Below are 21,145 nucleotides of genomic sequence, written 5' to 3' on the forward strand. Positions count from 1 at the left end.
ATCCTTCAAAGCCTGGGAGGTTTTCCGCAGGGAGAGCCCGAGGTTAACGTGAAGAGTCAGGCACAGTGACATCACGTGGGAATCGAACTTGTTGAACTTCAGGGAAGAAGCATTTTTCGGGAGGGAATCCAGATCCATTTTAAAGAAATCCACGGTGAATTCACGGTAGATGTAGTGTAGCTTGTATTCGTTCTTGCCATAAGCTTTTTCAAGATGTTCCTTATCTACTTTTTTAAGATTGTGGAGATAGTAAGGGCATTTGGGATTCACGCATTTGTGGAGGATAAAGTGTTTCCTATCTTTTTTATGTACCAGAGCATTTCCACAGTGGGGGCAGCGTAAGGTGTACTCTTTAGAGAAACGGTTATCATCCGGTGAAAAGTTTGTGTCGCAGACCTTGCATTTGATCTGACCTTTCCTGCCGTTGTTGCGGTAGAGATAAGGTTGAGGGGCATTACAGCAGGGACACTTGCAGTCCTCGGAGATATCACATTCTTTGCGGCGTGAGACGGGTTTGATCTTCTTGTGATACTTGAATTCATAGTAGGGGATCAGGAGCTGCCAGTCCCAGTCGTTGTGATGGATTTCGATTTTGGGAAGTTCGTCTGTTTTGAGTTTCTGGTACTTTGGGGAATGAGAATCGTCAAAAGCCCACTGTTTCAGTGGAATATATTTGCAGATAAAAGTAATCAGCCAGCAATTCTGCTGATAAAGATATTGAATAACAGAAAGTAAGTATTGTATAATGTCCATGAGCATTGTCTCCTTTGGTGTTTTGGAATTTTGGTCGAGGACATTATACCAGAAAAAGGGAGGTCAATGCTCTTTTTATTTGCATTCTCCCATAAAATCAAGGTTTTTATTGAATTTTGGAACAAAAAAACAGGTAGTTTTTGACACTACCAAAGAGAGTCAGGAGGCATAAAAATGAAACTCTATTTAATACGGCATGGTGAGACCGACTGGAACAAGACACGAAGACTTCAGGGACAGGTGGATATTCCCCTCAATGACTTCGGACGAAAGCTTGCCCGCGAAACAGCGCCGGCACTTCAGACTGTTCCCTTTGAGGTGGTCTATACGAGTCCGCTTCTTCGGGCAAAGGAAACGGCAGAACTTGTGATCGGGGACCGGAAGATCCCGATGATCGAAGACACAAGGATTATGGAGATGGGATTTGGTGAATATGAAGGATTGATCTGTAAAGGACATGATTATAATATTCCGGATCCGGCATTTCGGAATTTCTTTCTGGCACCGGAGAAATATGACCCTCCGCAGGGAGGAGAGTCCTTCGAACAGCTTTCTGAACGGCTACATGCATTTCTGGAAGAGATCTTTCATAAGAAAGAGCTTGCAGATAAAACGATTCTCGTCTCCACGCATGGTGCGGCTTTATGTGGTATGCTACGTCTGATCAAGAAAGCGCCAATCGAACAATTCTGGGGCAGCGGAGTCCATAAAAACTGTGCAGTTACCGTTGTGGAAGTAAAAGACGGCAAGGCTCATATACTGGAAGAGGCTGTTACATATTACCGGGAAGAGGTTGCAGACTGGTAAAAGAAAAACTTAGGAATAAATAAAACCGGGAGAGCATGTATTATTTTACATTCTCTTCCGGTTTTTTCTATTTATTCAGGGGCGGCGCAGGATTCCCTTACCGCGAGAGAGCAGGGGAGCTGGATCTTCATCGCAGTACCGGACTGCTGCCGGATGATATGATGCAGAATCGACGCACCGTAATGTCCCATATTATAAGCAGGCGCATGGATCGTTGTGAGCGGCGGCGTCGTAAATTCGGCGATGCTGATATCATCAAACCCAATCACCGAGATGTCGTCCGGTATTCGGTATCCGTATTCCGTAAGTGCCTTGATCGCACCCATGGCGATAGGATCGCTGGCTGCAAAAATCGCCGTCGGAGGCGTTTTGCTTCGGATCAAATCACAGGTCATCTCATAGCCGGAATCAATTCGGAATAATCCCTCCCTGAGATATGGTTTATAATGAATCTGATGCTCCTCACAATAGCTCACGAACACCTTTTTGCGGTAATCCGGATAAAGCTGTTCAGGGCTGACATATTCCTTGCCGGTCAGGAAACCGATTTCCTTGTGACCAAGTCCGGTCAAATAATCCATCACAAGCTTTACCGCATGTTCAAAATCGATCATGATTGTGGAGATATCCGGATTTTTAACCGGCATATCAAGAAACAGAATCTTTGGATTTAAGTTTACCAGAGATTCAACTTCTGTTTTACTGAATTTGCCAATACAAATAATGCAATCCACGTCTTTTAACACGTCAAAATAATTGACATCACTCTTATATGTTCTTACCACCTGTATATTATGTGAAATGCAGTAGTCCTCGATTCCCTGGCGGATCAGGAGATAGTAGCTGTCCTCAAGTTCCTGCTGGGAAGAAAACCACTGGACGATCCCCATGGTGAACGCCGTCTTCACGGAAACGCGATTTCTTTTAACATAATGCATCTTATTGGCAGTATCCAGAACCTTCTGACGTGTCTCCGGTGAGACGTTGAGTGTCTCGTCATTATTTAAAATCCTGGAAACAGCCGCTGCCGAAACATTTGCCGCTGCAGCGATATCTTTAATGGTTGCCATAAAAGTCCCCCTTGATATTTGCAAGTTTACTATATTTTACTATTATAGCAAACTCAAATGGAAAATGAAAGATAAAGATTGCGTACAAAAGGATATTTCCGTACTTATCCTTCACTTTACACAAAAATCAAGCAGTAAATTTGTGCATAAATTTTAGTAAATTTATATTGAATATTTACTAAATATGTTGTATGATTTAGTTAATCAAAAATGTACGAAATAAACGGAGGGAACGTCATGAGACAAATCAATCAGATTGTGGAAGAAATGAAAGCCGGAGCTTGCAGAGAACTGTTAAGAGATATTTACGTAGACGAGGGAGTGATTGGATATCAGGAAGAACGCTATGTGAGAGCGCTTGGCGAATATGTGAAGATCTTCGGAGAACAGGAAGTAGAAATCTACAGTGCTCCGGGACGAAGCGAAGTAGGCGGCAATCATACCGATCATCAGCACGGCATGGTTCTGGCAACTTCAATTAATCTGGATGCCATCGCGATCGTAAATAAGAACGAGGATTCCAGCGTGAACATTTACTCAGACGGTTACGGAATGATCGAACTTTGTGCTGACGAGCTGGAAAAACGTCCGGAGGAAGAAAGCACTTCAGCCGGTCTGATCCGCGGTGTGCTTGCCGGACTGAGTGAAAGAGGATATAAAGTCGGCGGATTTAACGCGTATGTGACAAGCGATGTGCTGAACGGTGCCGGAATGTCTTCCTCCGCAGCATTTGAGACGATCATCGGCACCATCATTTCCGGATTATATAACGATATGGTGATCAGCATGGTTGAAATCGCGCAGGTGGGACAGTATGCAGAGAACGTATACTTTGGAAAACCTTGCGGACTGATGGATCAGACAGCATGTGCAGTCGGCGGACTGATCCACATTGATTTCGCAGATCCGGCAAAACCGATCGTAGAGAAAGTAAATGTTGACTTTGAAGAACACAAATACAGCCTTTGCATCGTTGACACAAAGGGATCTCATCACGATCTTACCGATGACTATGCAAAGATTCCGGAAGAAATGAAGCTCGTTGCAGAATTCTTCGGAAAAGAATTCCTTCGTGAAGTTCCAAAAGCAGATTTCTATGCAAATATTGCTGCACTTCGCGAGAAGACAGGAGACCGCCCGGTGCTTCGTGCGCTGCATTTTTTCGAAGATAATGACAGAGTGGCAGATCAGGTAAACGCACTAAATAACGGAGATTTCGAAGGCTTCCTGAAAATGATCAAACAGTCCGGCGATTCATCTTTTAAGTATCTGCAGAACATTTATACCAACAAGGACGTACAGAATCAGAGCATGTCCATTGCACTTGCAGTCAGCGAAATGACTCTGAAAGATCACGGAGTATGTCGTGTACACGGAGGCGGATTCGCCGGAACGATTCAGGCTTTTGTACAGAATGATTTCGTGGAAACTTACCGCGCAGCACTGGATGCCGTATTCGGAGAGGGCGCATGTCATGTACTGAAAGTGCGTAAATACGGTGGAATGAAAGTAATGTAATAATTCAGCATAAAGAAGTTGGAAAGGAAGAAAAAGAAATGATTTATGAAGCGGTTGCGAAACTGATGCAGTATGGTAGAACAACAGGACTGGTAGCGGCAGAAGATGAGATTTACGTTACAAACCAGGTGTTGGAAGCACTCAATCTGTCCGAGTATGAGAAACCGGAACAGATCCCGGAAGAAGTGGAACTTGAGGACATTCTGAAAGAGATCACCGATTACGCAGTAAGCCGGGGTATGATCGAAGATTCTGTTGTTTACCGTGATCTGTTCGATACAAAGATTATGGGAAAACTGGTTCCGGCTCCAAGTACTGTAATTGCAAATTTCAATGAACTCTATCAGGAAGGACCAAAATGCGCGACTGATTATTTCTATAAATTAAGTCAGGACAGTGATTACATCAGAAGATACCGTATCAAAAAGGATCAGAAATGGCTTACTTCCACAGAATATGGTGAACTTGAGATCACCATCAATCTATCAAAACCGGAAAAGGATCCGAAAGCAATCGCTGCGGCAAAGACGGCGAAACAGAGCGGATATCCGAAATGCCTTCTCTGTAAAGAAAATGAAGGTTATGCAGGCCGTGTAAACCATCCGGCCCGCCAGAACCACAGAATTATTCCGGTTGTAATCGACGACAAAAACTGGGGATTCCAGTATTCACCATATGTGTATTACAATGAACACTGTATCGTATTTAACGGCGAGCATGTACCGATGAAGATTGAGGAAGCTACATTTGCAAAACTCCTTGATTTCGTAACACAGTTCCCACATTATTTCGTTGGTTCCAATGCTGACCTCCCGATCGTAGGAGGATCCATCTTAAGCCACGATCATTTCCAGGGCGGCAATCATGAATTTGCCATGGCAAAAGCTCCGGTTGTAAGAGAATGTACGATTCCGGGATTCGAAGACGTCCATGCAGGAATTGTAAAATGGCCGATGTCCGTTATCCGTCTTCAGAGCCGTGAAAAAGAGCGCCTCATCAAAGCGGCAGCCCACATCCTGGAAGTCTGGAGAGGATATACAGACGAAGAAGCATTTATCTTCGCTGAGACTGACGGAGAACCGCACAATACGATCACTCCGATCGCACGTATGAGAAACGGACAGTTCGAGCTGGATCTGGTTCTAAGGAACAACATCACGACAGAAGAGCACCCGCTGGGTGTATACCATCCACATGCAAAACTTCATCATATCAAGAAAGAGAATATCGGCTTGATCGAAGTGATGGGACTTGCCGTACTCCCGGCGAGACTGAAACAGGAAATGGAAGAGCTTGCCAAAGCGATCCTTGCAGGAAGCGATATCCGTGCAGATGAAATGCTGGAGAAGCATGCTGACTGGGTTGAGGAATTCCTTCCGAATTACAGCGAGGTGAATGAAGGAAATATTATGGATATTCTTCATGAAGAGATTGGTAAGGTATTCAGTCAGGTGCTGGAAGACGCCGGAGTTTATAAGCAGACAGAGGATGGACAGAAGGCATTTGATCGGTTTGTAAGTAGTTTGTAAAAGGGGAATTAGTTTGTAAAGGGACGCCCCGCCCAATTCCATATTGTATTCCGGACACGCTTGCGCTCGGGAAAAAACGCAGCGGTACTATGATGCCAGGTTGTCGCCTGCCCGGCGACTCCTGCCATCAAGTGCCGGCGTTTTTTACGGTCCGGAATACAACATGGGATTGGGCGGGGCTGTGCTTTGCAAAACTTTAGGAGTAAAGTTGTTTGAGGGACGGATTGCGCCTTACGGCTTATCCTGGGAAAATATTAAGATGATAAGTTGTGAATGATAATTATTATGTACTTTTAGAAGAAAATATGAATTAAGTACGGTATAAGCAGGGATGTTTGGTTGATGATAGAAAAAGCATGTTCAACATGTAATAGTTAATAATTTGAGTTAATTGTTAAATATTAGTTAATTGGGTATTTTTATGTTTTGCTATATGATATGATGTTGTTAATTATTTATATCAATTTATGCGAAGGGGGATTTGGGGATGGAAGGTAATCGGAAGAGGAAGTTGTTCTGGGGCGGAGTGGTTTTGGTTGCGATTGTTTGTTTGGGGATTGGTTGGTATTTTACTTTGAGAAGTGGGGTGTATGTTGGGGATTATTTTTATTATAAGGTGAGTGAGACGCGGTATCAGAGGAATCGGTCGAATTATTTGGAGTTTGTTTCGGGGGATGAGGTTCGGATTGGTTTGGATGAGGGGGAGATGAGCGTTTCGATTGAGGAGAATGGGGATGATTCGTTTGCCTTTGCATTTTCGGACGGTAGATCGGTGCGGGGAAACTGGAATGGTGAGGATCTTGTGGACTCGGATGGGTTACTGATTGGATGGAGTGATGTGCGGATTGTGACGGATGATCAGTCTTATGTGCCGGGGGAAGCGGCAATTTGTCAGGCGATTTGTGATGTCCGTTTTGGAAATGAGGATACGATATCAAGACCGTATATTGCGTTTTTGGGTGTTCTTGTGTATGTATTAGGGATTGTGACTATTTTGAATCCGGATGGAGTTCATTTTTTCCTGAGCCGGTGGAAATATAATAATCCGGAGTTGTCTGAGCCCGGGCGATTGTTGGAGCAGATAGGCGGAGGTTTTATCGTTGTGATCGGTATAGGGATTATGACGGGGGCTTTATTACTTCTAGTATAACGTCCAGTTATTTTCGAGATGCTATATTAGTATTGTAATCTGTAGAGACGGAGTGTATAATTACAATTAATTTGAGAGAATTTGAAAGAGAAAGGTGAAAAGATGAGAAGATAATCGACGTTTGATACTTTTCGTCCGACTATGCTTATTGTGGAACATGATGCTCGGTTTCGGGATAAAATTGCGGCAAAAGTGATTGATATGTAAAATGAATATTGAAAAAGCAGATCGAAAAGAGCATAATGGTAGGAAAATATTTACTCAATTTGGAGGAAGAGCGTATGATGAAGCTGGAATTGAAAAAATGGTCTATCGAGGATTCAGATGATCTGGTATCTATTTGTAATGCAGTAAGCAGAACGTATCTTTCAAACCGGTTGCCTTTCCCATATACGGAAGATCATGCAAAATGGTGGCTGGGTATGGTGGAAGAAAACGAAGGTTCAAATGGTATTTTTCGTTCCATTTCTGTGGATGATAAAATCGTTGGAAACATTTCGGTTGAAAGGAAAGATGACGTTTTCTGCAAAGATGCGGAAATTGGATATTTTCTACTGACGGAATACTGGTCAAAAGGAATTATGACAGAGGCAGTCCGGCAAATATGTCAAATTGCTTTTGATGAACTTGATATTTTGCGGATCACCGGGCTGGTATATAATCCAAACAATGCATCCAAAAAAGTCCTTGAGAAAAATGGATTTGCAATGGAAGGCACGATGAAACAGGCCGTTGTGAAGGATGGGAGTATTTATGATCTCTGTATTTTGGGGAAACTGAGATAGAATAGTATGGACAAAGAAATTCCATTCAAACACCCAGATAAACGGCGTGAGACCATTGATCATACTGTTGTGCTGCACCGAGTATTTGAATCGGCATCTGCCAGCCAGAAAATACCGATACACGAATTATTTGCCGTTTGCCTGATTGCTGTCATCAATGAAGGAATCAAACTTACCAGCCGAAAAAGGAGAGAATACAATCACACAAAATAAAAATCCGTATTACTCCGTTATATTGAATGGTATTTCAGCTATCATACTCCCGTCTTTGAACTAGTCAGCCCCGCCCATCTGTCCCATCTATGCCAGGACCGTAAAAAACGCCGGCACTTGATGGCAGAAGCCGCACAAAATGCGGCGTCCTGGCATCATAGTACCGCTGCGTTTTTTCCCGAGCGAAAGCGTGTCCAGGTATAGACGGGACAGGTGGGCGGGGCGTCCCTTAGTCAACCAATCCTTCTAATCTTCATCATCCCCCGAAGCCGTATAAGTCTGACGTTTTCTCGCCATCTCATCGCTTGCAAGGTATTCATCATAAGTCGTGATCTTATCGATCATCTTACCTCCCGGCATAATTTCCATAATACGGTTTGCGGTAGTCTCGACGATCTGGTGGTCACGGGAAGCGAAGAGCAGTACTCCCGGGAATTTTTTCATTCCGTTGTTGAGTGCGGTAATTGCTTCCATATCCAGGTGGTCAGTCGGCTCGTCCAGAATCAGGACATTCGCACCGGAAATCATCATTTTCGAAAGCAGACAGCGCACTTTCTCGCCTCCGGAGAGCACTTTAACTTTCTTGACACCGTCTTCACCGGCAAAAAGCATTCTTCCGAGGAAGCCGCGTACATAGGTCACATCCTTGACTTCGGAATACTGTGTCAGCCATTCCACGATAGTGTCATCGTTGTCGAATTCTTTCCCGCTGTCTTTCGGGAAATACGCCTGCGAAGTGGTAACACCCCATTTATAGGTTCCCTCATCCGGTTCCATTTCTCCGATCAGGATCTGGAAGAGTACCGTTTTAGCAAATTCATTTCCACCGACAAATGCGACTTTATCGTCATGATTGAGTGTGAAAGAAATATTGTCCAGAATTTTCACACCGTCAATTGTCTTGGAAATTCCGTCGACTGTAAGCACTTCATTTCCGATCTCACGATTTGGCTTGAAATCGATATAAGGATATTTGCGGCTGGAAGGGCGGATCTCTTCAAGCTGAATCTTCTCCAACGCGCGCTTTCTGGAAGTCGCCTGACGGGATTTGGAAGCGTTGGCGCTGAATCGGGAAATGAATTCCTGTAATTCTTTGATTTTTTCTTCCTTTTTCTTGTTCGCTTCTTTCATCTGACGAATCAAAAGCTGACTGGATTCATACCAGAAATCATAGTTTCCGGCATAAAGCTGAATCTTTCCATAATCAATGTCTGCAATCTGTGTACAGACTTTATTCAGGAAATAACGGTCGTGGGATACAACAATCACAGTATTATCAAAGTTGATCAGGAATTCTTCCAGCCATGCGATCGCATCCAGGTCCAAATGGTTGGTCGGCTCGTCCAGAAGCAGAATATCCGGTGATCCGAACAGGGCTTGCGCAAGAAGTACTTTGACCTTCTGTGCACCGGTCAAATCCTTCATCAAAGTATAATGAAGCTCTGTCTCAATACCAAGTCCATTCAGAAGTGTAGCTGCATCGGATTCTGCCTCCCACCCGTTCAGCGTGGCAAATTCGGCCTCCAGCTCGCTTGCTTTGATTCCGTCTTCATCGGTAAAATCTTCTTTTGCATAGATGACTTCCTTTTCCTTCATGATCTCATAAAGGCGCGCATTTCCCATAATGACTGTGTCCAGAACCGGATACTGGTCATATTTAAAGTGGTCCTGCTGCAGGAATGACAGACGATCCCCCGGTGAAATGATTACTTCCCCGGAAGTCGGTTCAAGCTGTCCGGAAAGAATTTTCAAAAAGGTTGACTTTCCGGCTCCGTTCGCTCCAATCAGGCCATAGCAGTTTCCTTCCGTAAATTTAATATTTACATCTTCAAACAATGCCTTTTTCCCGACACGGAGCGTTACATTACTTGTGCTTATCATAAAGTTTAATCTCCTTCATATAAAAATATCTGATTTTAGGTAGTCCACGCATAATCGTAACATGCCTTGATGAATAACGCAAGTTAATTCATGCAGATTGTTCATATACCGTGAAAGAGGAAAATGACTTTCTTTTGTTGCAAAAAAACGTTTCCATTTCTAAACCAATATGATGATACAAGGGTCAAAAGGTCATGTTTTTCATGCTTGCATGAAAAAACATGACTTTGGGACCCGCAAAAACATGAGAAAGTAGCCCGAATAGGGCGGATTTCGAATGTTTTTAGGATTTCGAGAGCACAAAGTGCGAAGAAACCCGTGTATCATAGGGGTCTAAATACCTTTTGACCCCTACATCATATGATAAGATTATAGAAAAAGTAAACGTTCGGAGGAAATGAATATTATGACATACTCCAAAGAAATGGTAGATCTGAAATTTGCGAAAAGTGCATACTGGAATTTCCTTTTATGGGGGATCTGCTCTTCACTTGGAATGACGATATCGACCTTCGTTGATGCACTTCTGGTCGGAAATCTGGTCGGAAGCCAGGGGCTCGCCGTGACAAATCTTTCTACTCCGGTCTTTCTGGCATACGCATTGTTTGGGCTGACACTTGGAGTGGGTGCCAACGTATACATAGGGCGCCTGCTTGGTTCCTCCAATGTTGAAAAAGCAAACCGGGCTTTTCATTCTGTACTTGCAATTGGGCTTGGCATCAGTATCTGCTGTCTGATTCCTGCAGTTCTCCTTCGAAAGGAGCTGTTGGGGTTTTTGGGGGCAGGAGGAGAGTTGTATTCTCTCGCCGAACAATATTTGATTGTGGTATTTTGTTCTGCACCGGTTTTTATCATGTATCATATTCTTTCTGTTTCCGTGCGGACAGACGGTGACCCGAAACTTGCAGCATCAGCTTCCGCAGTCGTGATCTTGACGAATCTGACCTTGGATATTCTGTTTATGAAGGTGCTGAACCGGGGAATTATAGGAGCTTCTTCTTCTTTATGTATTGCAGAAGGACTTGGTCTTATCGTACTGATGTCCCATTTCTTGAAAAAGCAGTCCTTGCTCCGGTTGGGACTTGTTACTCCGAGAATGAAGGAACTCCGCAATTTTGTTGTTAACGGATTTGGTGTGGGGTCGGCATATATTTTCCAGGGACTTGTCATGCTTGTTTTTAATATGCTTCTATTATTATATGGCAAGGAACAAGGCGTTTTGCAGGTAGCGGTATTCGGAGTGATCTATACCATCAGCATGGCACCGTTCGCAGTATTTGACGGGGCCGGTAATGCGCTGGCAGTCGTGACCTCTATTTTTGCAGGCGAGCGGGACAGCGAAAGCATGATTGCGATCCTGCGTCAGGGTATGAAAGCAGCTGTGATCGCGGGAGGAATTTTCGGAATAATCTGTATCCTGTTTGCGAAAAATTTGGCCGGCTTTTTCGGCCTGGATCTGGCGGCGGTGCCATATGCAGAATCGGCAATCCGGATATTTGCATTCAGCATTATTTTCACAGGGATCAATATGGTAGCAACGGCCTTCTGGCAGGCAATCGGACGGGCGAAGCTGGCAGGTGCCATGTCCACATTGCGCAATTTTCTTCTGATGCTGATTTTTGGAAGTCTGTTGATTGCCAGATGGCAGATCAAAGGACTTGCTCTTACTTATGTGTTGGTGGAAGGAATCGGCACGCTTTTTGTTGCAATCGTACATAAATATCAAAGCTCTTATCCTTATATAACCGAAAAATATCATGTAGTGGGACATGTCTTTGAAAATAATTATCCAATCCATGCCGAGAGTGTGGAACACATTTCTTCAGATCTGGATTCCGTTTGCGAGGAATGGGAAATCAGCCCGAAACAATCGTTTTTTATTCATTTTATTGCCGAAGAACTTCTATTCAACATCATTAAGTTCGGACTCAGGGAAAAAGGTGAAAAACGTTATGTTGCCATTAAGCTGCTGGAGAACGAAGACGAATATATCATTCGTATACGGGATAATGTCCATACATATAACCCCTTTGATTCCAGCGGGGATGAGATTGATAATGGTGTATTAAAACTGATCACAAAAAAAGCAAAATACTATTATTATCAGCGAAAACTTATTTTTAACTATTTATACTTAATAATATGATTTGGAGAATGGAATTGTGAATTGTAATTTTGTATTTCAGGATGACCAGGAACTGCACAGACTAACCGTACAGAACAGACTGCTCAGAGAGTATGAGCTTCCGGTTTTGCGACGGATTCTTTCCGGTAAATCCGATGTCCGGATTCTGGATATCGGCTGCAATGATGGTCACAAAACAGTAAACCTGTTTTCGGATTTTCCCGGTGTACAGGTAATCGGACTTGAATATCTCGAAGATCTGGCTGCAAGGGCAGTTTGCCTTCATGGGAATGATCATTTTACTTTTTGCCGGTGCGATGTGGAAGAACGTGATTTTGCACAGATCCTCACTGATGTAATGAAAACCAGAAAGATTGAGGCATTTGATGTGATCTATCTTTCTTTCGTACTGATGCATCTTGCCAATCCCCAAAAGCTACTTGTTATCCTTCAGCAATTTCTTGCCGAGGATGGGAGGGTGGTCATTGTCGAACCAAGTGACCGCACATCCAGGCTTGTTCCGGATGAAGAGGAACTGTTGGGAACGTTTCTGGAAATTCTATCCAGTGATCCGCTGGCCGGAAACAGAACCTGTGGATATGATCTTCCAAAGCTGCTTGCATCAAGCGGGTACCAAGATATAATTATAGAACAAGAAGCAATCTCCTGTAAACCGGAAGAACTTGCTAAAAAACAGGATATTTTTGAAACCTTTTTTTCCTATCTCCCGCAGGATCTGGATATTTTATGCGAGCAGAACCCGGAGAATCCCCAATATAAAGAATGGAAAACATGGATGGATCTTCATTATGAGACTTTAAAACAATCTGTTTGTCAGAAAAATGCAAAGATTTCCATGGGACTTCTGATCGTATCTTGTACCAGGAGGTAGTATATGGAAAATATTTTAGTCGGAAAGGGACCGGAAAAAGAACGATTCTATTTAAAAGAGCTACAGGAAGAAGATTTGGATATGGCTGTCACGCTCTGTGACCGGTGCGTGGGTGTAAACCTATATCCAAGGAAAGAACTTGCTTCTGCAATTCAACGTAAAAATCATTTTTTTTATCTTCTTCTTACGTCAGACGGGAAAGCGGCGGGATATATTTATTTTTTTACCACTGTCATAAAGGAATTATCGACACGTGCCAGACTGCCGGAGGATCAAATCGCAGCAGTTTGTTCAAATAAGGAAGGGGTAATCGGAAACATTCAGTCAATTGGTGTCGCGGATGCTTTCCGCGGGAAAGGACTCTCTGTTTCTTTATTGGAGTTCAGCCTCAAAAATCTTGCAGAGCTCATGGCAGATACTGCATTTATTGTATGCTGGAAGATCGGGAAAAGAGTCCCGCTTCGCGCATCACTTGAAAAACTGGATTTCTGCTATCTCAGCGATGCGCATAAAGTCTGGTATGATCTTCCGGATTTAATCTGCCCGTATTGCGCAGGACGATGCAAATGCGACGCGGCGGTATACTATAAACCACTCACAAAGGAGGATGCACTATGAAAATGAAGTTGTTGCCTAAATTTATACTATCCCTTGGGGCAATGGGAGCCGTCTTAACTGTAACGATCTCTTTTTTCAGCTATGAAACGTCAAAAAAATCATTAGAAGAAATGTATGCGAAACAGGTGACGGTAGGAAGTGAAAGTATTGCTACGATGCTTTCAGTGGATGATGTCCGGGATATAATCGGTGAAAACGGCGATGAGACAGAAGCATATCGAGAAACGGAAGCGCTTTTCAATCAGTTAAAGGAAGACGGTGAGATTACTTATTTGTCTCTGGTGGTTCCGGATGAGGACAGCGTGACATTTTACATAGATGCAATGGTGAAAGAAATGGGAGATGATCCGGCAAATCAGATTCCATATGGTTCCGATATTCTGTATACGGATGCAGCTCAGGATGAAAAGGACCTGGAGAAATATGAACTGATCTGGGATCTCTATTCAGAGAATAAGGGAACAGACACACCGGTCATAACAGATAACTCTTATGGATACAACTATACTTCCGTTTCTCCGGTTCTGGATGAGAATGGAAATGCGATTGCGGAGATCCAATATATCCTTGATATGCAGAAGGTACGTGGGGAACTGAATTCTTTCCTTTATAAGATGCTGCTGATCGCTTTTCTGAATATCGTTGTTGTAATCATGCTTTACGTCGTATTTGTACGCAACAGTATTACAAAGCCGGTAAGTAAACTAGCTCTATTTACCAAAAAGATCATAGAATCCGGAGAGTTTAACAGGCAACATATTGAAATGAAGACCGGGGATGAAATCGAAGATCTCGGTCACTCATTCAATTATATGCTTGAAGAACTGGAAATCTATATCGATAATCTTGCCAAAGTTACAGCTGAAAAGGAACGGATCGGTGCAGAACTGAGTGTGGCTACCCAGATTCAGGCGAGCATGCTTCCATGCATTTTCCCTGCGTTCCCGGATCGCCCTGAATTTGATGTCTATGCCACGATGCAGCCGGCAAAAGAAGTCGGGGGAGATTTTTATGATTTCTTCCTTGTGGATGAGGACCATCTTGCTCTTGTCATTGCTGATGTGTCCGGCAAAGGAGTTCCGGCAGCACTTTTCATGGTCATTGCCAAGACTTTGCTGAAGAATAGTGCACAGACCGGCGCTTCACCAAAAGAAATTCTGGAAAAGGTGAACAACCAGCTCTGTGAAAATAATGATGCAGAAATGTTCGTTACAGTATGGATTGGAATTCTGCAGATTTCCACAGGAAAGATTGTCTGTGCAAATGCAGGCCATGAATATCCGGCAATCCGCCATGCCGGAGGATGTTATGAACTCGTGAAAGATAAACATGGTTTTGTTCTGGCCGGAATGGAAGGTGCCAGATACCGTGAGTATGAGCTTCAGCTTAAACAGGGCGACGGCCTGTATGTATATACGGATGGTGTGGTCGAAGCGACCAATGCGAATCAGGAGCTTTACGGAACAGAACGGATGCTGGCCGCACTGAACATAAATCCTCATGCAATACCAGAAGAGCAGCTTCCTGCTGTGAAAGCAGATATTGATTCGTTTGTCGGAGATGCACCTCAGTTTGACGATATCACAATGCTTGGCCTGTATTATCGGGGACCGGCAGGAAACAGTCAATAAAAATGCTTCAGAATGGTCATAAACAGTTATATTCGGCCTGAGAATAAGGAGGAAACGATGAAAAAGAGACTACTGGCACTACTATGTGTGACGATTTTGGTTGGGAAAAGACATCGGACACCTGGTCTTTGACAGCATCCAAAAAGTTATCGGATACCAAAGTCTATTATGCGGACGGTGTCGTTTACAGCGATTATTTCTATGTATATGGCCTGATATTATTTAATAATGACTATGATGTTCTGTGGAACCGGGTAAGTGTAAATGAACTCATAGAGGAAGATCCTGTGGATCCGGGGAAAGAAGATCCGGGTACCGATCATCCCGGAACGATCACTCCGGATCCGGATGATAACATCATCATCAAGATTGTACACACGAATGACATTCATGCACGAGTGACCGACTCAAGTGAAGGAATCGGTGTAGAACGCCTTAAGACGATTATTGACAGCTGGACTTCAGATGCCGCAATGAGCACCGTGATCGATTCGGGAGATCTTTTTCACGGACAGCCGATCGCAACGCTGTCAAAAGGCGAATCCATAGCGAAAATTACAAAAGCACTGGGATACGATCTGATGACAGCGGGCAATCATGATTGGAGCTACGGAAAAGACAGGTTGAAAGAGCTGGCGGAAATGGCTGACATTGAAATGCTTTGCGGACATGAACATATCAATCTGGACGAGACCGTGACAACACCGGACGGAGGAACTGCATATGTGATCGAGAGTGGTTACTACCTGCAAAACGTCAGTCTTATCGAACTGGAATGCTTTACCGATGAAAATAACGAATTCAGCGTATTTGAGCTGACACACACCGTCCTCAATGAGGAAGATGCTGAAGCCTATGCGAGGGATCCGGAAATGACAGCCCTATTGAATGAGATCAACGATGAACAGGAAGAAATCCTCAACACGGTAGTGGGACAGACACCGGAATATCTGGACGGAGACTGGTACAATCTGAGAATCGGAGAAACGAATCTGGGAAGAGTCGTGGCAGATGCTTATCTGCTGGAGACCGGAGCCGATGTAGCTTTTGAAAATGCAGGCGGTATCCGAGCTTCCATAAAAGCCGGTGATGTAACTTATGGGGATATCATCGGTGTCAGCCCTTATGGAAACTATATTGTAACAAAGAAGCTCACAGGTGCGCAGCTTCTTGACGTGTTTGAGACTTCACTTGACATCCAGGTTCAGTGTATTGAGGCATACGAAAGAGGAGATGACAGTGCATGGCCGTCATCCAGCGGGAGTTATCTTCAGTTTGGCGGTGTAACCGTGGAGTATGATCTGTCACAACCGGCAGGCAGCAGAGTCGTAAGTGCCAAAGTTCAGGGTGAACCGCTGGATCTTGAAAAGCTTTATACGGTTGCAACGAATAATTATGCCTCCGCATCCAATTATTATGACTCATTGGCAACTGCCAAAGAAACCGGTCAGTTCCGTGCATGTGACGAGGCACTGGCATCCTTCTTTGAGCAGGATGAAGAAGCCATTGCCAAGACTCTTTCTAACCAGGCTATGATTCCGGCAGAGAAATGTCAGCATACCGATACTGAAATACGGGATCAAAAAGATGCAAGCTGCACAGAAGAAGGATATACCGGAGATGTGTACTGTAAGAATTGTGGCGAGTTAATCGAAAGCGGAGAACCGATTTCGAAGACGTCTCATACATATAAAGACGGTATCTGTACCGTATGCAAGGCAAAGAATCCTTCTGCAAATCCGTCCGAAAAGGAAAAGACGGATACCCAGGCTTCCGCTGCCAGCCCTAAAACAGGTGATGAGAATCACGCGGGAGTATTCGGCGCGATGCTTCTTCTTTCAGCAATGACGATTGTGGCTTTTCGAAAGAAAAAAAGTATGGTATCATAGTCATTGATCAAATGAATTTAGTATAATTTGAAAGGGGCGATTTCTTGATTCAGGCAGGATTAGTATTAGAAGGCGGCGCGACGAGAGGAGTATTTACATCCGGAGCACTGGATTACCTGATGGAACAGGATCTATATTTTTCGAATGTGGTTGGTGTCTCTGCGGGTTCCTGCAATGCGGTCGATTATGTGTCAAAACAGATCGGACGAACGAAGGACTGTATGATCCACCAGGGAAAAGATTACAATTTTTACTATGGACTGAAGGGATTCGTAAAGGAGAGGAGTGTCCTGGATATGGATATGATCTTCAATAAATTTCCGAATGAACTGATACCGTTTGATTTCGATACTTTTTTCGAATCCGATATAAAATGTGAGATCGTAATAACAAATTGTGTTACAGGAAAAGCAGAATACAGGACCGAAGAAAGTGATCGTGAAAGACTGATGAAATTATGCCGGGCCAGCAGCAGTATGCCACTTGTTTGTCCGATTGTCACACTGGACGGAGTTCCATATTTAGACGGAGGTCTTGCGGACTCTGTACCGATCCTCCATATGCAGAAACAGGGGATAAAGAAGAATGTTCTGATCTTGACACGGCCGAAAGGATATCGTAAAAAGCCGGTATCTAAGGGCCTCGCACGTGTCTACAAAAAGATGTACAGCAAATATCCGGAAGTGGTACGGACCTGCATCCTCAGAGCCAAACGCTATAACCAGACGATGGAATATATTGATAAACTGGAAGAAAAAGGAGATATTTTTGTCCTTCGGCCTCAGATGAAGCCGGTATCACGTCTTGAAAAGGATCAGGATAAACTGGCTGCTTTCTATGAACATGGTTATACGTTGATGAGAGAAATGCTTCCTGATATGCTGGAATACCTGGGAGAAGTAATGGAAGACGGGGATCGGAAAGATGACGAATAAGAAAATCTCAGATTCTATCGTAGAAACGATCCATATTGTGCGCCCACAGCATCTGAATTCTGTAGGGAGGCTGTTCGGTGGTGTCCTGATGCAGTGGATTGACGAGGTTGCCTGCCTTGTTGCAAAGCGTCATTCTCATACCGGGGTAACCACAGCTTCTGTGGATAATCTGAATTTTATCATGAGTGCGTATCCGAACGACGTACTGGTTCTTATTGGTAAAATAACATTTGCAGGACGGACATCCATGGAAATACGTGTAGATACTTATAGAGAAGATATTGACGGAACAAGACATCCGATCAACCGTGCATACCTTACGATCGTTGCTCTGGATAAAAATGATCAGCCAACCGAGGTCCCGGGTTTGCTCATTGAGAGTCCGTCTGAGCAAATGGAATGGGAGAGCGCGAAAAAACGCAGAGAGATGCGGATCTTTCGGCGTCAGGAAGGGTTTTAATTGTCATGCATAAAAAAAGGTCCACTGGACCTTTTTTTAGTGCCTTTCCGGAGGGCCCCCGTTTTTCTGCATCATCTGAATCATCTGAACCATCCGGTCGATCTGCATTCTCTCCTCTTGTGACTTTCCTTCTTTTAGGAGATCAAGTATCAATGCGATTTCCTCCTGCGTGAACCGGATGCCCTTTTTATTCGCTCCTGTTATGAGTGTCATCATCACCGGAACCAGCGCTTTCCCGCTTTTTCCCTGAGTCTGCATCACTGCAGCTTTGATCAGTTCCAGTTTCACCGGATCGAGTTTCTTCATTGCAGGATCGTTCATCCATTCGTCCATTTGAATCCTTCCTTTCTGCCTGGAACGCATTCATCATTCCCATCATATCTGCCATGTCTGACATTCCGGAAGACTGCATCATTTCTTCCATATTTACAGACTGCATCATCTGCATCATTTCCACTGCCTGTTCCATATTATCAAACATTTCACAGGCCTCCTTGGTCAGATAAGGTCTTAGATCATCCATAAGAGTATGGATATCCAGCTTTTTTTGCCGCAGCCGCCTTCTGCGGCTATCATAATAAGGAGGTTGGAAATAGTAAATGGCATTCTGTAGTTCACTGAGTTTGGCATAAATACCAGCCATACGCTGTAAATCCGGCGGAAGATAGGGAATCATAAGCTTCATGGTCTGCAGCAACTCTGTTGTGACCATCAAGTCAAATGGTGTCATTTTAAGAGGCGGCTTTTTTTCCATATTCACTCCCCGGATACAACGTTATCAATATATATGATAAAAAGTAGCTTTTCAGAACCTCTTAAAAAAAGATAAGCCGATTCGTCGGCGATTTTACGAATATATGGAGAGAGATTATGTATAGTTACAATAAAATAGAAGTATTTCTTGTGAAAAGAGCATCATAGTAATTCAGCATATACTGATACTAAAGAAAGAAAGGACAGAATAATATGTATTCCAAAATCATGATTGATGGCAATTCCATTTATGAAATAGATGAAGAGTGTTTGAGGCAAAAGGAAAGAAAGAGACGAGAAAAAGAACGACAAAAAAGAGAAGAAAATCCAAAAAAGCAAAAGAATGTAAGAAACTTAACAAAATGAGTACACGTAATATAAGGGATGCCATATTAAGGCATCCCTTATAGTTTTATCTTAGTCTAGCATCCGCAGCCACAGTCCCAGTTGTTGTTTCCGTTACAGCAGAAAAGAAGAATCAAGATGATCCAAAGACAACTGTTGTTTCCGCAGTCATCTGAACGTCCGCTTCCGAATCCGCATCCGCCGCAGCAGAAGAGAAGAATGATGATCAGAAGGCAGGAAGAGATTCCACCTCTGTTACATCCGAACGTAGAAGCTGAATTTTCGCAGCCACAGCCGCAGTTTGTTGCACTTAAGTCACTCATGTTTATACCCTCCAACAGGTTTATTTACACTTTATCATATGTATCAAGGCTTGCCAGTGTTTCGAAGAAAACAAACATTTTTTGACGTGTTTGAATATTCTATATTAAAGAAAGAATGACTCGAGGAAATCGATGTATGTATAACCTGAAAAGAAATGTACATTACTGGTGTCAGGATACAATTTCAGGAAACCTGACCGGGAAAGGGATCAATATCGCAATCCTGGATACCGGTATTGCACCTCATCCTGACCTGAAGGATCATATGATTGCCTGGAAAGATATGGTTCATAATAGAGAAAAGCCGTACGATGATAATGGACACGGCACACATGTATCCGGAATCCTGTCCGGAGATGGGCGGAGCAGCCGGAAGACCATATCGGGAATCGCGCCGGAATCCGGAATCATGGCAGTGAAAGTGTTGAACAGTAAAGGAGACGGAAGAATCGCTCATGTGATTGGAGGTATCCAATATATCTTAAGAGAACGAAACCGGTATCGAATAAGGATCGTCAACATTTCCATCGGAACAGCACCGCATCCGGGAAATGCAGATGAAGCAGAACTAGTGTCCTGGGTAGATCGGTTATGGGACGCAGGATTGGTTGTTGTCACCGCAGCCGGAAATCTGGGGCCGGACACCTGCAGCATCACCCTTCCCGGAATCAGCCGCAAAGTAATTACGGTTGGTTCTTGCCTGGGACAGTCATTTTCTAATGAAGTTCCTCAGCAGGCTCTCCTTTATTCCGGCTGTGGACCAACCGAAGAATGTGTCAAAAAACCGGATATCACAGCACCCGGAAACGGGATCTATTCCTGCAATTACCGCTATCCGGTGTACAGTCGAATGCCTTATCTCAAAAAAAGCGGTACTTCCATGGCAACTCCGGTTGTTTCCGGAAGTGTTGCGCTTCTTCTGGAAAAATATCCGGACATGAAGAACACTGAAGTGAAATTGCGTCTTTGGGACAGCTGTGATGATCTGGGACTTCCGGAAAACAGACAAGGACACGGGCAGATCAATATAACCAAATTACTTACGTAAAAAAATTTTAGATTGTCAAGAAAAAACACTTGACACCAAAACGGAAATATTATATGATATCCGAGGTGATAAGTGATGGATGAAATTCTGAAGCAAACATTATTATATGATTTTTACGGTGAACTTCTGACGGATCACCAAAAGGAGATCTATGAACAGGTTGTTCTGGAAGATTATTCGCTGAGTGAGATTGCGAAGGATGCAGGGATCAGCCGCCAGGGTGTGCATGATATGATCAAGCGTTGTAACAAGACACTGGAAGGTTATGAAGAAAAGCTGCATCTTGTGGAGAAGTTCATGTTTATCAAACAGAAAGTTCATGAGATCAATTTATTACTGGAAGATTACGAGGATCAGAATGAGGCTGAACTGATACAGAAAGTCAGAAAGCTCTCAGGCGAGATTATAGAGGAGTTATGA

General features: G+C 43.6%; 21 protein-coding genes and 1 pseudogene. 16 read left to right on the forward strand and 6 right to left on the reverse strand.

The annotated features are described in order from the left end of the window. Positions 1 to 753: pseudogene (locus ACTNB3_RS05495) on the reverse strand (transposase); the annotation flags it as partial. Between the two features lie 174 nt (positions 754 to 927). On the opposite strand from ACTNB3_RS05495, the gene ACTNB3_RS05500 reads away from it, so the two are divergent. Beyond that, positions 928 to 1,560 (forward strand): histidine phosphatase family protein, encoded by a 633-nt coding sequence (locus ACTNB3_RS05500; RefSeq protein ID WP_427819825.1) that lies wholly within the window; start codon positions 928 to 930, stop codon positions 1,558 to 1,560. Positions 1,561 to 1,631: 71 nt separating this feature from the next. Here ACTNB3_RS05500 and ACTNB3_RS05505 read toward each other — a convergent pair whose 3' ends face one another. Continuing rightward, positions 1,632 to 2,630: a LacI family DNA-binding transcriptional regulator gene (locus tag ACTNB3_RS05505; RefSeq protein ID WP_441024733.1), complete on the reverse strand. Its 999-nt coding sequence runs from the start codon at positions 2,628 to 2,630 to the stop codon at positions 1,632 to 1,634. Between the two features lie 237 nt (positions 2,631 to 2,867). Between ACTNB3_RS05505 and ACTNB3_RS05510 the strand changes: the two genes are divergently transcribed. The 5 genes from ACTNB3_RS05510 to ACTNB3_RS05530 all read left to right on the forward strand — a co-directional run bounded on the left by ACTNB3_RS05510 (position 2,868) and on the right by ACTNB3_RS05530 (position 7,825). Further along, the gene (locus tag ACTNB3_RS05510) at positions 2,868 to 4,148 is read left to right on the forward strand and encodes a galactokinase (RefSeq protein WP_427819827.1); all 1,281 of its coding nucleotides are present in this window, start codon (positions 2,868 to 2,870) and stop codon (positions 4,146 to 4,148) included. Positions 4,149 to 4,186: 38 nt separating this feature from the next. Beyond that, positions 4,187 to 5,677, forward strand: coding sequence for a UDP-glucose--hexose-1-phosphate uridylyltransferase (gene galT, locus ACTNB3_RS05515; protein WP_427806552.1), 1,491 nt, complete (start codon positions 4,187 to 4,189; stop codon positions 5,675 to 5,677). A 487-nt stretch (positions 5,678 to 6,164) separates the two neighbouring features. Beyond that, entirely contained in the window at positions 6,165 to 6,827 is a 663-nt protein-coding gene (locus ACTNB3_RS05520; protein ID WP_441024735.1) for a hypothetical protein, read from the forward strand. 281 nt (positions 6,828 to 7,108) lie between these two features. Then, positions 7,109 to 7,612, forward strand: coding sequence for a GNAT family N-acetyltransferase (locus ACTNB3_RS05525; RefSeq protein WP_441024736.1), 504 nt, complete (start codon positions 7,109 to 7,111; stop codon positions 7,610 to 7,612). A 6-nt stretch (positions 7,613 to 7,618) separates the two neighbouring features. Continuing rightward, entirely contained in the window at positions 7,619 to 7,825 is a 207-nt protein-coding gene (locus ACTNB3_RS05530; RefSeq protein ID WP_427819832.1) for a hypothetical protein, read from the forward strand. A gap of 246 nt (positions 7,826 to 8,071) precedes the next feature. Here the strand turns inward: ACTNB3_RS05530 and ACTNB3_RS05535 are convergent, their stop codons facing one another. Then, positions 8,072 to 9,706 carry an ABC-F family ATP-binding cassette domain-containing protein gene (locus ACTNB3_RS05535; protein WP_427806554.1) on the reverse strand — a complete coding sequence of 545 codons (1,635 nt, stop codon included), beginning with the start codon at positions 9,704 to 9,706 and terminating at the stop codon, positions 8,072 to 8,074. Between the two features lie 397 nt (positions 9,707 to 10,103). Here ACTNB3_RS05535 and ACTNB3_RS05540 point away from each other — a divergent pair, with 397 nt between their 5' ends. The 7 genes from ACTNB3_RS05540 (at position 10,104) to ACTNB3_RS05570 (ending at position 18,256) form a co-directional block, all read left to right on the forward strand. Then, positions 10,104 to 11,852 (forward strand): MATE family efflux transporter, encoded by a 1,749-nt coding sequence (locus ACTNB3_RS05540; RefSeq protein WP_441024737.1) that lies wholly within the window; start codon positions 10,104 to 10,106, stop codon positions 11,850 to 11,852. 16 nt (positions 11,853 to 11,868) lie between these two features. Further along, complete coding sequence (locus ACTNB3_RS05545) at positions 11,869 to 12,723, forward strand: class I SAM-dependent methyltransferase (RefSeq protein WP_441024738.1); 855 nt, start codon at positions 11,869 to 11,871, stop codon at positions 12,721 to 12,723. A gap of 3 nt (positions 12,724 to 12,726) precedes the next feature. Then, complete coding sequence (locus tag ACTNB3_RS05550; protein WP_427806557.1) at positions 12,727 to 13,341, forward strand: hypothetical protein; 615 nt, start codon at positions 12,727 to 12,729, stop codon at positions 13,339 to 13,341. Next, on the forward strand, positions 13,338 to 14,972 hold the full coding sequence (locus ACTNB3_RS05555; RefSeq protein ID WP_441024739.1) for a SpoIIE family protein phosphatase: 1,635 nt from the start codon (positions 13,338 to 13,340) through the stop codon (positions 14,970 to 14,972). Before ACTNB3_RS05550 ends, ACTNB3_RS05555 begins: the two co-directional genes overlap by 4 nt. Before the next feature lie 83 nt (positions 14,973 to 15,055). Continuing rightward, the gene (locus ACTNB3_RS05560) at positions 15,056 to 16,861 is read left to right on the forward strand and encodes a bifunctional metallophosphatase/5'-nucleotidase (protein WP_441024741.1); all 1,806 of its coding nucleotides are present in this window, start codon (positions 15,056 to 15,058) and stop codon (positions 16,859 to 16,861) included. Between the two features lie 44 nt (positions 16,862 to 16,905). Then, positions 16,906 to 17,796, forward strand: a complete 891-nt coding sequence (locus ACTNB3_RS05565; RefSeq protein WP_441024743.1) for a patatin-like phospholipase family protein — start codon at positions 16,906 to 16,908, stop codon at positions 17,794 to 17,796. Then, positions 17,786 to 18,256 (forward strand): acyl-CoA thioesterase, encoded by a 471-nt coding sequence (locus ACTNB3_RS05570; RefSeq protein ID WP_441024744.1) that lies wholly within the window; start codon positions 17,786 to 17,788, stop codon positions 18,254 to 18,256. Before ACTNB3_RS05565 ends, ACTNB3_RS05570 begins: the two co-directional genes overlap by 11 nt. A gap of 36 nt (positions 18,257 to 18,292) precedes the next feature. Here the strand turns inward: ACTNB3_RS05570 and ACTNB3_RS05575 are convergent, their stop codons facing one another. Both ACTNB3_RS05575 and ACTNB3_RS05580 read right to left on the reverse strand, forming a co-directional pair. Further along, positions 18,293 to 18,562, reverse strand: coding sequence for a hypothetical protein (locus tag ACTNB3_RS05575; protein ID WP_427806564.1), 270 nt, complete (start codon positions 18,560 to 18,562; stop codon positions 18,293 to 18,295). Then, positions 18,444 to 19,010 carry a hypothetical protein gene (locus ACTNB3_RS05580; RefSeq protein WP_427806618.1) on the reverse strand — a complete coding sequence of 189 codons (567 nt, stop codon included), beginning with the start codon at positions 19,008 to 19,010 and terminating at the stop codon, positions 18,444 to 18,446. The genes ACTNB3_RS05575 and ACTNB3_RS05580 overlap by 119 nt, the downstream gene beginning before the upstream one ends. 212 nt (positions 19,011 to 19,222) lie before the next feature. Here ACTNB3_RS05580 and ACTNB3_RS05585 point away from each other — a divergent pair, with 212 nt between their 5' ends. Further along, complete coding sequence (locus ACTNB3_RS05585) at positions 19,223 to 19,375, forward strand: hypothetical protein (RefSeq protein WP_427820516.1); 153 nt, start codon at positions 19,223 to 19,225, stop codon at positions 19,373 to 19,375. A gap of 56 nt (positions 19,376 to 19,431) precedes the next feature. Here ACTNB3_RS05585 and ACTNB3_RS05590 read toward each other — a convergent pair whose 3' ends face one another. Next, positions 19,432 to 19,677 (reverse strand): chorion class high-cysteine HCB protein 13, encoded by a 246-nt coding sequence (locus ACTNB3_RS05590; protein ID WP_427806566.1) that lies wholly within the window; start codon positions 19,675 to 19,677, stop codon positions 19,432 to 19,434. A 136-nt stretch (positions 19,678 to 19,813) separates the two neighbouring features. On the opposite strand from ACTNB3_RS05590, the gene ACTNB3_RS05595 reads away from it, so the two are divergent. Together ACTNB3_RS05595 and ylxM are read left to right on the forward strand one after the other, a co-directional pair. Beyond that, positions 19,814 to 20,725: a S8 family peptidase gene (locus ACTNB3_RS05595; protein WP_427820517.1), complete on the forward strand. Its 912-nt coding sequence runs from the start codon at positions 19,814 to 19,816 to the stop codon at positions 20,723 to 20,725. Between the two features lie 75 nt (positions 20,726 to 20,800). Further along, on the forward strand, positions 20,801 to 21,145 hold the full coding sequence (gene ylxM, locus ACTNB3_RS05600) for a YlxM family DNA-binding protein (RefSeq protein WP_427806568.1): 345 nt from the start codon (positions 20,801 to 20,803) through the stop codon (positions 21,143 to 21,145).

Source organism: Bariatricus sp. HCP28S3_D3 (assembly GCF_052065755.1).
Taxonomy (GTDB): Bacteria; Bacillota; Clostridia; order Lachnospirales; family Lachnospiraceae; genus Allocoprococcus.

What these genes read in the sequence shown, in the direction of transcription:
- ylxM (WP_427806568.1), top strand. Translation starts at nt 20,801, where the DNA reads ATGGATGAAATTCTGAAGCAAACATTATTATATGATTTTTACGGTGAA.
- ACTNB3_RS05505 (WP_441024733.1), bottom strand. Translation starts at nt 2,630, where the DNA reads ATGGCAACCATTAAAGATATCGCTGCAGCGGCAAATGTTTCGGCAGCG.
- ACTNB3_RS05550 (WP_427806557.1), top strand. Translation starts at nt 12,727, where the DNA reads ATGGAAAATATTTTAGTCGGAAAGGGACCGGAAAAAGAACGATTCTAT.
- ACTNB3_RS05560 (WP_441024741.1), top strand. Translation starts at nt 15,056, where the DNA reads ATGTGTGACGATTTTGGTTGGGAAAAGACATCGGACACCTGGTCTTTG.
- ACTNB3_RS05590 (WP_427806566.1), bottom strand. Translation starts at nt 19,677, where the DNA reads ATGAGTGACTTAAGTGCAACAAACTGCGGCTGTGGCTGCGAAAATTCA.
- ACTNB3_RS05570 (WP_441024744.1), top strand. Translation starts at nt 17,786, where the DNA reads ATGACGAATAAGAAAATCTCAGATTCTATCGTAGAAACGATCCATATT.
- ACTNB3_RS05555 (WP_441024739.1), top strand. Translation starts at nt 13,338, where the DNA reads ATGAAAATGAAGTTGTTGCCTAAATTTATACTATCCCTTGGGGCAATG.
- ACTNB3_RS05525 (WP_441024736.1), top strand. Translation starts at nt 7,109, where the DNA reads ATGATGAAGCTGGAATTGAAAAAATGGTCTATCGAGGATTCAGATGAT.
- ACTNB3_RS05575 (WP_427806564.1), bottom strand. Translation starts at nt 18,562, where the DNA reads ATGAAGAAACTCGATCCGGTGAAACTGGAACTGATCAAAGCTGCAGTG.
- ACTNB3_RS05595 (WP_427820517.1), top strand. Translation starts at nt 19,814, where the DNA reads ATGTATAACCTGAAAAGAAATGTACATTACTGGTGTCAGGATACAATT.
- ACTNB3_RS05540 (WP_441024737.1), top strand. Translation starts at nt 10,104, where the DNA reads ATGAATATTATGACATACTCCAAAGAAATGGTAGATCTGAAATTTGCG.
- galT (WP_427806552.1), top strand. Translation starts at nt 4,187, where the DNA reads ATGATTTATGAAGCGGTTGCGAAACTGATGCAGTATGGTAGAACAACA.
- ACTNB3_RS05520 (WP_441024735.1), top strand. Translation starts at nt 6,165, where the DNA reads ATGGAAGGTAATCGGAAGAGGAAGTTGTTCTGGGGCGGAGTGGTTTTG.
- ACTNB3_RS05530 (WP_427819832.1), top strand. Translation starts at nt 7,619, where the DNA reads ATGGACAAAGAAATTCCATTCAAACACCCAGATAAACGGCGTGAGACC.
- ACTNB3_RS05580 (WP_427806618.1), bottom strand. Translation starts at nt 19,010, where the DNA reads ATGGAAAAAAAGCCGCCTCTTAAAATGACACCATTTGACTTGATGGTC.
- ACTNB3_RS05510 (WP_427819827.1), top strand. Translation starts at nt 2,868, where the DNA reads ATGAGACAAATCAATCAGATTGTGGAAGAAATGAAAGCCGGAGCTTGC.
- ACTNB3_RS05535 (WP_427806554.1), bottom strand. Translation starts at nt 9,706, where the DNA reads ATGATAAGCACAAGTAATGTAACGCTCCGTGTCGGGAAAAAGGCATTG.
- ACTNB3_RS05500 (WP_427819825.1), top strand. Translation starts at nt 928, where the DNA reads ATGAAACTCTATTTAATACGGCATGGTGAGACCGACTGGAACAAGACA.
- ACTNB3_RS05585 (WP_427820516.1), top strand. Translation starts at nt 19,223, where the DNA reads ATGTATTCCAAAATCATGATTGATGGCAATTCCATTTATGAAATAGAT.